Source organism: Imbroritus primus, assembly GCF_964332355.1.
Lineage (GTDB): Bacteria > Pseudomonadota > Gammaproteobacteria > Burkholderiales > Burkholderiaceae > Imbroritus > Imbroritus primus.
Map to the genome: position 1 here is coordinate 1,883,262 of NZ_OZ201293.1, position 13,111 is coordinate 1,896,372.

Annotated in this window: 15 protein-coding genes; 5 read left to right on the top strand and 10 right to left on the bottom strand. The window is 62.6% G+C overall.

Annotation, left to right across the window (positions count from 1 at the left end; translation table 11 throughout):
- Nucleotides 1–76 precede the first annotated feature (76 nt).
- The 9 genes from iscX to iscR form a co-directional block, all read right to left on the bottom strand.
- Nucleotides 77–271, bottom strand: coding sequence for a Fe-S cluster assembly protein IscX (gene iscX, locus ACQ3C8_RS08580; RefSeq protein WP_009521178.1), 195 nt, complete (start codon nt 269–271; stop codon nt 77–79).
- A gap of 10 nt (nt 272–281) precedes the next feature.
- Complete coding sequence (gene fdx, locus ACQ3C8_RS08585) at nt 282–620, bottom strand: ISC system 2Fe-2S type ferredoxin (RefSeq protein ID WP_009521179.1); 339 nt, start codon at nt 618–620, stop codon at nt 282–284.
- Between the two features lie 48 nt (nt 621–668).
- The gene (hscA, locus tag ACQ3C8_RS08590) at nt 669–2,534 is read right to left on the bottom strand and encodes a Fe-S protein assembly chaperone HscA (RefSeq protein ID WP_428851283.1); all 1,866 of its coding nucleotides are present in this window, start codon (nt 2,532–2,534) and stop codon (nt 669–671) included.
- A 40-nt stretch (nt 2,535–2,574) separates the two neighbouring features.
- The gene (hscB, locus tag ACQ3C8_RS08595) at nt 2,575–3,111 is read right to left on the bottom strand and encodes a Fe-S protein assembly co-chaperone HscB (protein WP_009521181.1); all 537 of its coding nucleotides are present in this window, start codon (nt 3,109–3,111) and stop codon (nt 2,575–2,577) included.
- A 14-nt stretch (nt 3,112–3,125) separates the two neighbouring features.
- Entirely contained in the window at nt 3,126–3,431 is a 306-nt protein-coding gene (locus tag ACQ3C8_RS08600) for a DUF3565 domain-containing protein (RefSeq protein WP_428851284.1), read from the bottom strand.
- Nucleotides 3,361–3,681 (bottom strand): iron-sulfur cluster assembly protein IscA, encoded by a 321-nt coding sequence (gene iscA, locus ACQ3C8_RS08605; protein WP_009521182.1) that lies wholly within the window; start codon nt 3,679–3,681, stop codon nt 3,361–3,363. Before iscA ends, ACQ3C8_RS08600 begins: the two co-directional genes overlap by 71 nt.
- Before the next feature lie 48 nt (nt 3,682–3,729).
- Complete coding sequence (gene iscU / locus ACQ3C8_RS08610) at nt 3,730–4,134, bottom strand: Fe-S cluster assembly scaffold IscU (protein WP_428851285.1); 405 nt, start codon at nt 4,132–4,134, stop codon at nt 3,730–3,732.
- Between the two features lie 48 nt (nt 4,135–4,182).
- Nucleotides 4,183–5,400, bottom strand: coding sequence for an IscS subfamily cysteine desulfurase (locus tag ACQ3C8_RS08615; RefSeq protein WP_009521184.1), 1,218 nt, complete (start codon nt 5,398–5,400; stop codon nt 4,183–4,185).
- 73 nt (nt 5,401–5,473) lie between these two features.
- Complete coding sequence (gene iscR, locus ACQ3C8_RS08620; RefSeq protein WP_428851286.1) at nt 5,474–6,034, bottom strand: Fe-S cluster assembly transcriptional regulator IscR; 561 nt, start codon at nt 6,032–6,034, stop codon at nt 5,474–5,476.
- 225 nt (nt 6,035–6,259) lie between these two features.
- Between iscR and ACQ3C8_RS08625 the strand changes: the two genes are divergently transcribed.
- On the top strand, nt 6,260–6,541 hold the full coding sequence (locus ACQ3C8_RS08625) for a hypothetical protein (RefSeq protein ID WP_428851287.1): 282 nt from the start codon (nt 6,260–6,262) through the stop codon (nt 6,539–6,541).
- A 4-nt stretch (nt 6,542–6,545) separates the two neighbouring features.
- On the opposite strand, the gene uvrB is transcribed toward ACQ3C8_RS08625, so the two are convergent.
- Nucleotides 6,546–8,639 carry an excinuclease ABC subunit UvrB gene (uvrB, locus tag ACQ3C8_RS08630; protein WP_428851288.1) on the bottom strand — a complete coding sequence of 698 codons (2,094 nt, stop codon included), beginning with the start codon at nt 8,637–8,639 and terminating at the stop codon, nt 6,546–6,548.
- A gap of 113 nt (nt 8,640–8,752) precedes the next feature.
- Between uvrB and ACQ3C8_RS08635 the strand changes: the two genes are divergently transcribed.
- The 4 genes from ACQ3C8_RS08635 (at nt 8,753) to nth (ending at nt 13,016) form a co-directional block, all read left to right on the top strand.
- Nucleotides 8,753–9,949, top strand: a complete 1,197-nt coding sequence (locus tag ACQ3C8_RS08635; RefSeq protein WP_428851289.1) for an amino acid aminotransferase — start codon at nt 8,753–8,755, stop codon at nt 9,947–9,949.
- A 193-nt stretch (nt 9,950–10,142) separates the two neighbouring features.
- Nucleotides 10,143–11,384, top strand: a complete 1,242-nt coding sequence (locus ACQ3C8_RS08640) for a polyhydroxyalkanoate depolymerase (RefSeq protein ID WP_428851290.1) — start codon at nt 10,143–10,145, stop codon at nt 11,382–11,384.
- A 130-nt stretch (nt 11,385–11,514) separates the two neighbouring features.
- The gene (gene rsxB / locus ACQ3C8_RS08645) at nt 11,515–12,372 is read left to right on the top strand and encodes an electron transport complex subunit RsxB (RefSeq protein WP_428851291.1); all 858 of its coding nucleotides are present in this window, start codon (nt 11,515–11,517) and stop codon (nt 12,370–12,372) included.
- Complete coding sequence (gene nth / locus ACQ3C8_RS08650; protein ID WP_428851292.1) at nt 12,369–13,016, top strand: endonuclease III; 648 nt, start codon at nt 12,369–12,371, stop codon at nt 13,014–13,016. Before rsxB ends, nth begins: the two co-directional genes overlap by 4 nt.
- The last annotated feature ends 95 nt before the right edge of the window (nt 13,017–13,111 follow it).

Consider the following 13,111-nt stretch of genomic DNA (forward strand, 5'->3'; position numbering starts at 1 on the left):
TTCGTCGTTTTCCGTGTCCGTGGAGATTCTCCTCACACGCAGGCAGCGAACACCTGTCAGCAACATGATGCTCTGCTCAACTCGCCTCGTCGAGCCACGCCATCTGAATGCCCTCGAGAATCTTCTCGTTGGAGCGCTCCGGATTATCGTCAAAGCCTTCCAGTTCGCACACCCAACGGTGCAGGTCGGTGAAACGCACGGTCAGCGGGTCGATATCGGGAAACTTGTCGTTGAGCGCAATTGCGATGTCAAAGGTATCGGTCCATTTCATGGCAATGTCCTCAGTGGTTCTCGCTGGCGTGGTTGATGGTGTACTTGGGAATCTCGATGACCAGTTCCTCGTCGGCCACGCGCGCCTGGCACGACAGGCGCGAGGTCGGCTCCAGGCCCCAGGCCTTGTCGAGCAGATCTTCTTCTTTTTCCTCGGCGTCTTCCAGCGAGTTGAATCCTTCACGCACGACCACGTGGCAGGTAGTGCAGGCACACGACTTTTCGCAGGCATGCTCGATCTCGATCCCGTTCTGCAACAGTGCATCGCAGATCGTGGTGCCTTTCTCCACCTCCAGCACTGCGCCATCCGGGCACAGTTCCACGTGAGGCAGAACGACTAGTTGAACCATGATGTTCCTTCCATTGGCATTGTTTCGGGCAGCCGCGGCGGGCGCGGCTCAGTCCAGTTCGTTGATCGATTTACCGGCCAGCGCAGTGCGGATGCTCTGATCCATGCGGCGGGCGGCGAAGGCATCGGTCTCGCGCGACAGCGCATCCACGGCCGCCTTGATGGCCAGATGGTCCTCGCCCTGCGTCAGCGTGCGCAATCCGCCGATGGCGGCATCAATGCGCCCACGCTCATCCGCATCGAGCAGATGGCCGTCGGTGACCATGGCGGCTTCGATCGCTTCGATCAGGCGCTGCGCTTCGACACGCTCTTCTGCGAGTGCGCGCTTCTTCATGTCGACCTCGGCCGACTGGAAGCCATCCTGCAGCATACGGGCGATCTCGTCATCACCAAGGCCATAGGATGGCTTGACGACGATGGAGGCCTCCACGCCCGAGCCTGTCTCCTGTGCCGAGACGGACAGCAGTCCATCCGCATCGACCTGATAGGTGACGCGGATGCGCGCGGCGCCAGCCACCATCGGCGGAATACCGCGCAGTTCGAAGCGCGCGAGCGACCGGCAATCGTCCGCCAGTTCGCGCTCGCCCTGTACCACATGCAGGGCCATGGCGGTCTGGCCATCCTTGAAGGTGGTGAACTCCTGCGCACGCGCGACGGGAATGGTGCTGTTGCGCGGGATGATCTTTTCCACCAGTCCACCCATGGTTTCCACACCGAGCGACAGCGGAATCACGTCGAGCAGCAGCCAGTCTTCGCCTGGGGCGCGATTGCCGGCAAGCAGGTTGGCCTGCATGGCGGCGCCGAGCGCCACGACCTTGTCGGGATCGAGATTGGTGAGCGGCGGACGGCCAAAGAAGTCGGCCACCGCCTTGCGGATGGCCGGCATGCGCGTAGCGCCACCGACCAGCACCACGCCCTTGACGTCCTGAGCGGAGATACCGGCGTCGCGCAGCGCCTTGCGGGTCGGCGTCAGCGTTTTCTGGACCAGATGCGCCGTGAGTTGCGCAAAGGTTTCGCTAGTGAGCGTGAGATGCACGGTTTCGCCGCTATCAAGCAAGGCATCGATCAGCGTGCTGTCGTTGGCCGACAATTGTTCCTTGGCCGCGCGCGCCTTGCTCAGCAGCATGCGCGTGTCTTCGGGCGACAACGGTTGCAGCGCGGCCTGCTCGACGATCCAGCACAGCAGACGCTGGTCGAAATCGTCCCCACCGAGTGCGGAGTCGCCCCCGGTCGACATCACCTCGAAAACGCCGCGCGTCAGCCGCAGGATGGAAATATCAAAAGTGCCGCCGCCGAGGTCATAGACCGCATACACGCCTTCGGCCGCATTCTCCAGGCCGTAGGCCACTGCAGCGGCAGTCGGCTCATTCAGCAGGCGCAGGACTTCGAGTCCTGCCAGCCGGGCCGCATCCTTGGTGGCCTGGCGCTGGGCATCGTCGAAGTAAGCGGGCACGGTAATCACGGCGCCGGCCAGATCGTCACCCAGCGTATCCTCGGCGCGCTGGCGCAGCGTCGCCAGGATTTCGGCCGACACTTCCACCGGGCTTTTCACACCGGCAACCGTGCGCAGCTGGACCATGCCCGGCGCGTCCACGAAATCGTACGGCATGTTCTCGGCGTGGATCACATCCTTGAGGCCGCGCCCCATGAAGCGCTTGACCGAAGTGATCGTATTGCGCGGATCGCGGTTGGCTTCGGCCATGGCCGCGTAGCCGATCTGTGCGCCCTGTCCGGCCCGGTACCGCACGGCGGACGGCAACAGGGTTCGGCCTTCTTCGTCGGGTAGCACCTCCGGCACACTATTGCGCACCGCAGCCACCAGTGAGTTGGTGGTACCGAGGTCGATGCCAATTGCCAGGCGCCGCTGATGGGGATCGGGCGCCATGCCCGGTTCGGAAATCTGGAGAAGTGCCATCTGCTTATTCTTTAGGGGGGAGCAGGCATGGAGCCTGCCATCAGGATTCGAGCCGCTCGTAGGCGTGGCCGATATCGGCCTCGAACTTGTCGATGAACATCAGTTGCCGGGCCAGCCGTGCCGCCTGTGCGTGATCAGCCGAGTCGAGCGCGACGCTGGCCTGGTCGAGCAGCGTGTCGCGCAGGGTCCGCACGTCGTCCAGCAAGGCATCGATCGCACCGAAATCACGGGCAGCCTGGGCATCGTCGAGCGCTTCACGCCATTCCATCTGCTGCATCAGGAATGCCGGCGGCATGGCGGTATTGCTCTCTGCCTCGACGTCGACATCACGCAACTGCAGGAGATAGACAAGACGGCGCAGCGGGCTGCGCAGGGTCTGGTAGGCCTCGTTGGCCTGCGTGGCCCACTGCATGGCCGCGCGGCGCTCAGCGGCGCCGGCGCTGGCAAAGCGGTCGGGATGCACCTGAACCTGCACGGTGCGGTAGGCGGCGTCGAGCGCTTCCAGGTCGACAGCGTACTGCTCCGGAAGGCCAAACAGCGCGAAATGGTTGATTGGTGGGACTGGGGTAGAAACCATCAAAAAAATGGCGGCTATGCCGCCTCTCCATCATCACCCGGTACAGGTTCACCACGCTCGCACAGGCGGCACACCAACGGCGCGCCCAGCTGTGCTGCCCGTCCCTGCGGCGTTTGCGTCCACGCACGAATCTGCCATGGCGGCGTGTGCCGCATGTGTCGCGTATGGCCACAGCTCAGAGTGGCGATCCACTGCCCCTCTTCATCCTGGTGCAGGCCGGTGATCGTGACGGCCGCCACAGCGCTGTCCTCAGATGCGAAACGATTCGCCGCAGCCGCATTCGTCCTTGACGTTGGGGTTGTTGAAGCGGAAGCCTTCATTCAACCCTTCCCGCGCATAGTCGAGTTCCGTACCATCGATATAGGGCAGGCTCTTCGGATCGACCAGCACCTTGATGCCAAACGACTCGAACACATTGTCCTCGGGCGCGACTTCGTCGGCATACTCCAGCTTGTAGGCCAGGCCGGAGCAGCCGGTGGTCTTGACGCCCAGGCGCAAGCCCACACCCTTGCCGCGGCGCTCGAGGTAGCGCGAAACATGCTTCGCGGCCTTTTCAGTCAATGTAATCATCCTGCTTCCCTGTTTCGACGTATTCGACGTACCCGGACCAGCTCGGCCTCAGGCCGCCTTGTCTTCGGCCGGAGCGCCGTGCTTCTGGCGATAGTCGGCCACCGCGGCCTTGATCGCGTCTTCAGCGAGGATCGAGCAGTGGATCTTCACCGGCGGCAGGGCCAGTTCTTCGGCGATGTGCGTGTTCTTGATCTCGAGCGCCTGGTCAACCGTCTTGCCCTTGACCCATTCAGTCACCAGCGACGACGAGGCAATTGCCGAGCCGCAGCCATACGTCTTGAACTTGGCGTCTTCGATGATGCCCTGCTCGTTCACGCGGATCTGCAGCTTCATCACGTCGCCGCAGGCAGGTGCGCCGACCATGCCGGTGCCGACTGCATCGTCGCTCTTGTCGAGCGTGCCGACGTTGCGGGGATTTTCATAATGGTCGAGCAGTTTGTCACTGTAAGCCATGATGGACTCCTGATTCTGTGAGGGTGTCGTTCTTGTGATGTGGCCGGCTCAGTGCGCCGCCCACTGGATGCTGTTCAGGTCGATGCCGTCCTTGTACATCTCCCACAGCGGACTCAGGTCCCGCAGCTTGGAGATCTTCGACTTGAGCAGCGCAATCGTGTAGTCGACCTCTTCCTCGGTGGTAAAGCGACCGATGGTGAAGCGGATCGAGCTGTGCGCCAGTTCGTCGTTGCGGCCCAGGGCGCGCAGCACGTATGACGGTTCGAGCGAAGCCGAGGTACAGGCGGAACCAGACGAGACCGCCACGTCCTTGATCGCCATGATCAGCGATTCGCCTTCGACGAAGTTGAAGCTGACGTTCAGGTTATGTGGAATACGGTGTTCCATGTCGCCGTTGACATAGATCTCTTCCATTTCCGACAGTCCGCGCAGCAGACGGTCGCGCAGCATGCGGATGCGTTCGTTCTCGGTCGCCATTTCCTCACGAGCGATGCGGAAGGCCTCGCCCATGCCGACGATCTGGTGCGGCGCCAGCGTACCCGAGCGCATGCCGCGCTCATGGCCGCCACCGTGCATCTGCGCTTCGATGCGCACGCGCGGCTTGCGACGCACGTACAGCGCGCCAATACCCTTCGGACCATAGGTCTTGTGGGCGCTGAACGACATCAGGTCGACCTTGAGCTTGTTCAGGTCGATCTCGACCTTGCCCGTGGCCTGTGCGGCATCGCAATGGAAGACGATCCCCTTCTCGCGGCAGATCTCGCCGATCTGCGCCACGTCCTGGATCACGCCGATCTCGTTGTTGACCAGCATCACCGACACGAGGATCGTGTCCGGGCGCAGGGCCTGGCGGAACACGTCCATGTCGAGCAGGCCGTTGTCCTTCACATCGAGGTAAGTGACCTCGAAACCTTCGCGCTCGAGTTCACGCATGGTGTCGAGCACGGCCTTGTGTTCGGTCTTGACGGTGATCAGGTGCTTGCCCTTGCCCTGGTAGAAGTGCGCTGCGCCCTTGATGGCCAGGTTGTTCGACTCGGTCGCGCCGGACGTCCAGACGATTTCGCGCGGGTCGGCATTGACCAGTGCCGCGACCTGCTCGCGGGCCTCTTCCACAGCCTTTTCCGCATCCCAGCCAAAGGAATGGCTACGCGAGGCGGGATTGCCGAACAGCTCGCGCAGATACGGAATCATCTTGTCGGCCACACGCGGATCGACCGGCGTGGTCGCGGAGTAGTCCATGTAGATGGGGAGGTGCGGGGTGCTCATCCTGGGGCGTCCTTTATCGAATCTGTGCTGTGTCGAATCTGTACTGCGTCATTCCGCTGTTGCCGGCGGCGCCTTATGGCTGGGCCAGCGTAAATACCGAATTCACTACATGGGGCCGAGGCGCTTCGTCCTTGCCCTTCTCGCCCCGCCCGGCAGGCTTGCCGGTTGCGCGCGGGGCCTTGCCGGTGCGCATGTCGTGGATCACTTCGTCCGGATTCCGCTGGCGCTGTTCATCCACCAGATCCTTCAGCGAAACCGAATCGAGGTACTCGACCATCTTGCGGTTCAGCGTGGCCCACAACTCATGGGTCATGCAGTGGCCGGAATCGTTTTCGCCATGGCAGTTGCCCTTGCCGCCGCACTGGGTGGCGTCGAGCGGTTCGTCCACGGCAATGATGATGTCGGCCACGGTGACCGCCTCGGCGCGTCGCGCAAGGCTGTAGCCGCCGCCCGGACCGCGTACGCTCTCCACGATTTCGTGGCGGCGCAACTTGCCGAACAGCTGCTCGAGATAGGAAAGGGAAATCTTCTGGCGCTGGCTGATGCCCGCCAACGTCACCGGACCATGATCCTGGCGCATGGCCAGATCAATCATTGCGGTCACAGCGAAACGGCCTTTTGTGGTCAGTCTCATAGCTCTGAATACCTGATCATTTTCGTCAAGTATAAAGATCCCGAGCATTTCAGTCAACTACCGCCCGAATCGCCCGGGAGCCCCTGTCAGCGATAGGGGCGTTGCACCCCTCAAGGCGTAGGCATCACATGAAAATGCGCTTCATTGTGCGCACCTGCGTGCCAGTGCGCATCATACCCCCTCTGGGCGAATTGTGCCGGATGGGGTGTGGGCGATAATCGGCCCATGCATATCTCTCTCGACCTGATCGCCGACGACGCCCTGCCGATCCCCGAACGGGCCCGGCACGCCGCGCTCAACGCCGCCAAGCGGGTCTTCACGATAGAATCGGTGAGCCCGCTACTGGCGTACTCGGAATGGCGCGCCATGCGGGCGCGGCGGCCATTCAACGCCAAACTGGCTTCGCTGCACGACTCGGCCGAAGAAGCCTCCCGAGTGGCGCTGGCAGCATTCGGCGTACCTTTTCCGCCCGGCATCCACCTGATCGTTCGCGCCAGTCGCGGGTGACCTTTCAGGCAGCGCCCGCCGCCGGCAATGTGTCGCCCCCCTCTGCACCGAACAGCTGCCCCTTGAGATGCGTCAATTGGTCGCGCACCTCCGCGGCCTTTTCGAATTCCAGGTTCTTGGCATGCTCGAGCATGAGTTTTTCGAGGCGCTTGATTTCCTTGGAAACCTGCTTCTCACTCATCTCTTCATAGCGCGCCCGTTCCTGCGCTGCCTTCAGCGTGGCGCGCGCATCGTCGACGTTGTACACGCCGTCGATGATGTCCTTGATACGCTTGACCACGCCGCGCGGCGTAATGCCATGGGCCTCGTTATAGGCAATCTGCTTGGCGCGACGGCGCTCGGTCTCGCCGATGGCCCGGGACATCGAATCGGTGATGCGGTCCGCATACAGGATAGCCTTGCCATTGACGTTGCGGGCGGCGCGGCCAATGGTCTGGATGAGTGAACGCTCGGCACGCAGGAAACCTTCCTTGTCGGCGTCGAGAATCGCTACCAGCGAAACCTCTGGAATATCGAGCCCCTCGCGCAGCAGGTTGATCCCGACCAGCACGTCAAAGGTCCCTAGCCGCAGATCGCGAATGATTTCCACGCGTTCCACGGTGTCGATATCCGAGTGCAGATAGCGTACCTTGATGGCGTGTTCGGCCAGGAACTCGGTCAACTGTTCGGCCATGCGCTTGGTCAGCGTAGTCACGAGCACGCGCTCGCCGGCCTTGATGCGCTCGTTGATCTCGCCGAGCAGATCATCCACCTGTGAGGTCGCTGGCCGCACCTCGATGACAGGATCGACCAGCCCGGTCGGCCGGACCACCTGTTCAACCACCTGCCCGGAGTGCGTTTTCTCGTAATCCGCAGGCGTTGCCGTAACGAACATCACCTGGCGCATCTTGGCTTCGAATTCTTCGAAGCGCAGCGGTCGGTTGTCGAGCGCCGACGGCAAGCGGAAGCCGAATTCGACCAGCGTGGTCTTACGCGCCCGGTCCCCGTTGTACATGCCATTGAGCTGGCCGATCAGCACGTGCGACTCGTCGAGGAACATCAGTGCATCGGGCGGCAGGTAGTCCACCAGCGTCGGCGGCGCCTCGCCCGGCTTGGCGCCAGACAGATGGCGCGAGTAGTTTTCAATGCCCTTGCAGAAGCCCAGTTCGGTGAGCATTTCCAGGTCGAAGCGCGTGCGCTGCTCGATGCGCTGCGCTTCCACCAGCTTGTTTTCCTTGGTGAAGAAGTCGAGCCGCTCGCGCAGTTCGTCCTTGATCTGCTCCACGGCGCGCAGCACGGTCTCGCGCGGCGTGACGTAGTGGCTCGACGGATAGATGGTGAAGCGGGGAATCTTCTGCCGGATCTTGCCGGTCAGCGGATCGAACAGTTGCATCGATTCGATCTCGTCGTCGAAGGTGTCGATGCGCACCGCGAGCTCGGCATGCTCGGCTGGGAAGATATCGAGCGTATCGCCGCGCACGCGGAAGGTGCCACGCTGGAAATCGGTTTCGTTGCGCGTGTACTGCATGGCGATCAGTCGCGCGATAACTTCGCGCTGACCGATCTTGTCGCCCACGCGCGCCGTCAGGATCATCTTGTGGTACTCGTTCGGATTACCGATACCGTAGATCGCAGAGACCGTCGCCACGATAATGACATCGCGCCGCTCCAGCAGGCTCTTGGTGGCCGACAGGCGCATCTGCTCGATATGCTCGTTGATCGACGAGTCCTTTTCGATGAACAGGTCGCGCTGCGGCACATAGGCTTCCGGCTGGTAGTAATCGTAGTAGCTGACGAAATACTCCACCGCGTTCTTTGGGAAGAACTCGCGGAACTCGGAATACAGCTGCGCCGCCAGGGTCTTGTTGGGCGCAAAGACGATTGCCGGGCGGCCCAGCCGGGCGATCACGTTCGCCATGGTGAAGGTCTTGCCGGAGCCCGTCACGCCCAGCAAGGTCTGGTAGCTGAGCCCGTCCTGCACGCCCTCGACCAGCTGGCGGATGGCCTCCGGCTGGTCGCCAGCGGGCTCATAGGGACAGTACAGGCTGAAAGGCGAATCGGGAAAGGTGACAAACCTGGACGCATCCAGCGGATGCGAGGCTTCGGCAAAGTCGGACATGCAAGTTCCGGTAAAGGATTAACTACGATAGAATCTCAGGGTAAACCGTTCGATTTCAAGCATTCTAAGCCGCTTCACGTTTTCCCTTTCATTTCCGACACACGAGATACCAGATGAGCCTGTTTTCCGCCGTCGAGATGGCGCCCCGCGATCCGATCCTTGGTCTGAACGAAGCGTACAACGCCGATCCCCGCCCTACCAAAGTCAACCTCGGCGTGGGCGTGTACTTCACCGATGAAGGCAAGATCCCGCTGCTGCGCGCAGTCCAGGAGGCAGAAAAGGCGCGTCTGGCCGCCGCCACCCCGCGCGGCTACCTGCCGATGGAAGGCATTGCCGCCTACGACCAGGCCGTACAGGGCCTGCTGTTCGGCAAGGATTCGTCCCTGCTGGCCGAAGGCCGCGTTGTGACGGCTCAATCACTTGGTGGCACGGGCGCCCTGAAGATCGGCGCCGACTTCCTCAAGCGCCTGTATCCGGATGCCAAGGTGGCCATCAGCGATCCGAGCTGGGAAAACCATCGCGCCCTGTTCGAATCCGCGAATTTCGAAGTCATCACCTATCCGTACTATGACGCTCCGACGCACGGCGTAAAGTTCGACGCCATGCTCGAGGCGCTGCGCGGCTACGCACCGAACACCATCATCGTGCTGCACGCCTGCTGCCACAACCCGACCGGCGTGGACCTGACAGTAGACCAGTGGAAACAGGTCGCCGCCGTATGTGGCGAGCGCAAGCTCGTGCCGTTCCTCGACCTGGCCTACCAGGGCTTCGCCGACGGCATCGAGCCGGACGGCGCCGCGGTGCGCGTGTTCGTCGAATCGGGCCAGTCGTTCTTCATCGCCAGCTCGTTCTCGAAGTCGTTCTCGCTGTATGGCGAGCGCGTCGGCGCCCTGTCGATCGTCACCGGCGCCAAGGACGAATCGGCCCGCGTGCTGTCGCAGATCAAGCGCGTGATCCGCACCAACTACTCCAACCCGCCGACCCACGGCGGCAGCGTGGTTGCCTCGGTGCTCAACAGCCCGGAACTGCGCGCCATGTGGGAAGAAGAACTGGCCGGCATGCGCGACCGCATCAAGGAAATGCGCCACGCGCTGGTCGACAAGCTGGCCGCCAAGGGCGTCAAGCAGGACTTCTCCTTCGTCAAGGCGCAGCGCGGCATGTTCTCCTACTCGGGCCTGAACGCCCAGCAGGTCGAGCGCCTGCGTGAAGAGCACGGCATTTACGCCGTCTCCACCGGTCGCATCTGCGTTGCTGCGCTGAACACGCGCAATATCGACGCCGTGGTCAACGCGATTGCTGCGGTGCTCTGACGCATCCGGCATCCCGGCGCAAGGCGGCTTCGGCTGCCTTGTTGATGGAATGGCAGCCTCTGGCTGCCATTTTCATTTGTTTTGACAAAAAAAATACCGCTGTGCCATGCTAGGGTAATGCTGCATCGCAAAATATGCGGATCGGGTGCATAATCAGTGCACTCACACACCGCGCCGCCGACAGGACAGGGCCATGCTTTATCAAGTGTACGAATTCCAGCGCACCCTGCTGAACCCGATGACAGCATGGGCGCAAGCCACCTCCAAGAACTTCGTCAACCCGCTGAATCCACTCTCGCTGATTCCGGGCGCGCAGCGTTTTGCCGCCGGCTACGAACTGCTGTACCGCCTGGGCAAGGAATACGAAAAGCCGGAATTCGGCATCAAGAGCGTCCTGTCCAACGGCCGGCAGATCCCGATCGTCGAGCAGACCATCATCGAGAAGCCGTTCTGCAACCTGGTCCGCTTCAAGCGCTACGCCGACGATGCGGCCACTATCAAGTTGCTCAAGGATGAACCGGTGGTGCTGGTCTGCGCCCCCTTGTCTGGCCACCACGCTACCCTGCTGCGCGATACCGTCAGCACGCTGCTGACCGACCACAAGGTCTACGTCACGGACTGGGCCGACGCCCGCACCGTACCGCTGGAAGCCGGTCCGTTCCACCTCGCCGACTACATCCGCTACATCCAGGAATTCATCCGTCATATCGGCGCCGAGAAACTGCACGTGATTTCGGTCTGTCAGCCGACCGTGCCGGTGCTGGCAGCCGTGTCGATGATGGCGAGCGCGGGCGAATCCACGCCACGCACCATGACCATGATGGGTGGCCCGATCGATGCGCGACGCAGCCCGACAGCCGTCAACTCGCTGGCCAGCAACAAGTCGTTCGAGTGGTTCGAGAACAATGTGATCTTCACCGTGCCGGCCAACTACCCGGGCCACGGCCGCCGCGTCTATCCCGGCTTCCTGCAGCACGCCGGTTTCGTGGCAATGAACCCGGACCGGCACCTGTCCTCGCACTACGACTATTACCTCAACCTGATCCAGGGCGAGACCGAGGACGCCGAAGCCCACGTGCGCTTCTACGATGAATACAATGCCGTCCTCGACATGGCAGCCGAGTACTACCTGGAAACCATCCGCGATGTGTTCCAGGAATTCCACCTGCCGAATGGCACCTGGGTCGTCGACAACGAAGCCGTACGCCCGCAGGACATCAAGGGCACCGCGCTATTGACGATCGAAGGCGAACTCGACGACATCTCGGGCAGCGGCCAGACGGAAGCCGCGCATGACCTGTGCACCGGCATCCCCAAGACCCGGCGCTCGCATTTCACCGTACCCAAGGCCGGGCACTACGGCATTTTCTCCGGTCGGCGCTGGCGCGAAACCGTCTATCCGCGCATCCGCGACTTCATCCGCAAGTACGACTGAACACGGCCGCCAGTTGTCCGGTCCGGACTGCTGGCAGGCACGCCGCGCGGCCTGGAATGGCTCGCCTCCTCGAAAATGAGCGATAATCCGCGCCGGACCCTGTCAAAGGGACCGTTCCAGATTGTCGCGCATGTCCCCAGAAAATTTCGATTCCACGCTTGCCGATGCGCTCGAGCAAGCCCTGCCGCAAACCCAGTGCACCAAGTGCGGGTTCAATGGCTGCCGCCCCTACGCCGAAGCCATGGTACGCGGCGAAGCCGACTGCAACCAGTGTCCGCCGGGCGGCGCCGAGGGTGTCGCGCGTCTTGCACATCTGCTGCAGCGCCCCATCAAGCCGCTCAATCCCGCCAATGGCGTAGAAAAACCCCGTGCCATCGCGATCATTGACGAAGCGCACTGCATCGGCTGCACGCTGTGCATCCAGGCCTGCCCGGTCGATGCCATCGTCGGCGCGGCGAAGCAGATGCACACCATCCTGCCGGACTGGTGTACCGGCTGCGACCTGTGCGTGGCGCCCTGCCCGGTCGATTGCATCCGCATGGAAGACATTACCGGCGACCGCACTGGCTGGGCGGCGTGGACCCAGGCGCAAGCTGACGAGGCACGTCGCCGCTATCAGTTCCGTCAGCAGCGGCTGGTACGCGAGGCGCGCGAGAACGAAGCACGGCTGGCAGCCAAAGCCGCCGCCAAGCTCGCTGCCGTCAATGCGGAAACCCCTGTGAGCACCGAAGAACAGGCTGCGCAGGCGCGCAAGCGTGCCATCATCGAAGCCGCGATTGCCCGCGCACGCGCGCGGCAGGCTCCCACACCGCGCAATACCGAGAATGTCAGCGCCGCCGTACAGGCACAGATCGACGCCGCAGAAGCGCGCCGTGCGCGGCTTGGCCTGAGCGACGGCAATGCGCACGACTCACCCGACAGTGCAAGCGACGGTACACGCAACCACGCACGCCACGACACCTCCTCCAACGAACCGGACGCGCCATGAACCAGGCCAAACGTCAGGCAATCTTTGAAACGCTGAAAGAAGTCAATCCGACGCCGACCACGGAACTCGAGTACACCTCGCCGTTCGAGTTGCTGATTGCCGTGCTGCTGTCGGCGCAAGCGACCGATGTCTCGGTCAACAAGGCCACGCGCAAGCTGTTTCCCGTCGCGAATACGCCGGCCGCGATGCTGGCGCTCGGCGAGGAAGGCCTGGCTGACTATATCCGCACGATCGGCCTGTACCGCTCCAAGGCCAAGCACGTCATCCAGACGTGCCGCATCCTGCTCGAGCAGCACGGCGGAGAAGTGCCGCGCGACCGGGCCGCGCTGGAAGCGCTACCGGGCGTCGGCCGCAAGACGGCCAACGTGGTCATGAACACGGCATTCGGCGAGCCCACTATTGCCGTCGACACACACATCTTCCGCGTCGCCAACCGGACACGGCTCGCGCCCGGCAAGAACGTACTGGAGGTGGAACTGGGATTGCTGAAGTTCGTGCCGGCAGAATTCCAGCACGACGCGCATCACTGGCTGATCCTGCATGGGCGCTATGTATGCAAGGCACGACGACCGGAATGCTGGCATTGCGCCATCGAACCGCTGTGCGAGTATCGCGACAAGATCCTCACGCCACCAGCCCGCTGATCTCAACAGCCCATCCGGGCATCCGGCAAGAAAAAACAATCACCGGTGCCCTGCCACAGCCCACTGCGGCATCGGCATTCACCTGCCGATGCCGC

What these genes read in the sequence shown, in the direction of transcription:
- ACQ3C8_RS08635 (WP_428851289.1), top strand. Translation starts at nt 8,753, where the DNA reads ATGAGCCTGTTTTCCGCCGTCGAGATGGCGCCCCGCGATCCGATCCTT.
- uvrB (WP_428851288.1), bottom strand. Translation starts at nt 8,639, where the DNA reads ATGTCCGACTTTGCCGAAGCCTCGCATCCGCTGGATGCGTCCAGGTTT.
- fdx (WP_009521179.1), bottom strand. Translation starts at nt 620, where the DNA reads ATGGTTCAACTAGTCGTTCTGCCTCACGTGGAACTGTGCCCGGATGGC.
- hscA (WP_428851283.1), bottom strand. Translation starts at nt 2,534, where the DNA reads ATGGCACTTCTCCAGATTTCCGAACCGGGCATGGCGCCCGATCCCCAT.
- nth (WP_428851292.1), top strand. Translation starts at nt 12,369, where the DNA reads ATGAACCAGGCCAAACGTCAGGCAATCTTTGAAACGCTGAAAGAAGTC.
- rsxB (WP_428851291.1), top strand. Translation starts at nt 11,515, where the DNA reads ATGTCCCCAGAAAATTTCGATTCCACGCTTGCCGATGCGCTCGAGCAA.
- hscB (WP_009521181.1), bottom strand. Translation starts at nt 3,111, where the DNA reads ATGGTTTCTACCCCAGTCCCACCAATCAACCATTTCGCGCTGTTTGGC.
- ACQ3C8_RS08625 (WP_428851287.1), top strand. Translation starts at nt 6,260, where the DNA reads ATGCATATCTCTCTCGACCTGATCGCCGACGACGCCCTGCCGATCCCC.
- ACQ3C8_RS08600 (WP_428851284.1), bottom strand. Translation starts at nt 3,431, where the DNA reads ATGAAGGCTTCCGCTTCAACAACCCCAACGTCAAGGACGAATGCGGCT.
- iscX (WP_009521178.1), bottom strand. Translation starts at nt 271, where the DNA reads ATGAAATGGACCGATACCTTTGACATCGCAATTGCGCTCAACGACAAG.
- iscU (WP_428851285.1), bottom strand. Translation starts at nt 4,134, where the DNA reads ATGGCTTACAGTGACAAACTGCTCGACCATTATGAAAATCCCCGCAAC.
- iscA (WP_009521182.1), bottom strand. Translation starts at nt 3,681, where the DNA reads ATGATTACATTGACTGAAAAGGCCGCGAAGCATGTTTCGCGCTACCTC.
- ACQ3C8_RS08640 (WP_428851290.1), top strand. Translation starts at nt 10,143, where the DNA reads ATGCTTTATCAAGTGTACGAATTCCAGCGCACCCTGCTGAACCCGATG.
- iscR (WP_428851286.1), bottom strand. Translation starts at nt 6,034, where the DNA reads ATGAGACTGACCACAAAAGGCCGTTTCGCTGTGACCGCAATGATTGAT.
- ACQ3C8_RS08615 (WP_009521184.1), bottom strand. Translation starts at nt 5,400, where the DNA reads ATGAGCACCCCGCACCTCCCCATCTACATGGACTACTCCGCGACCACG.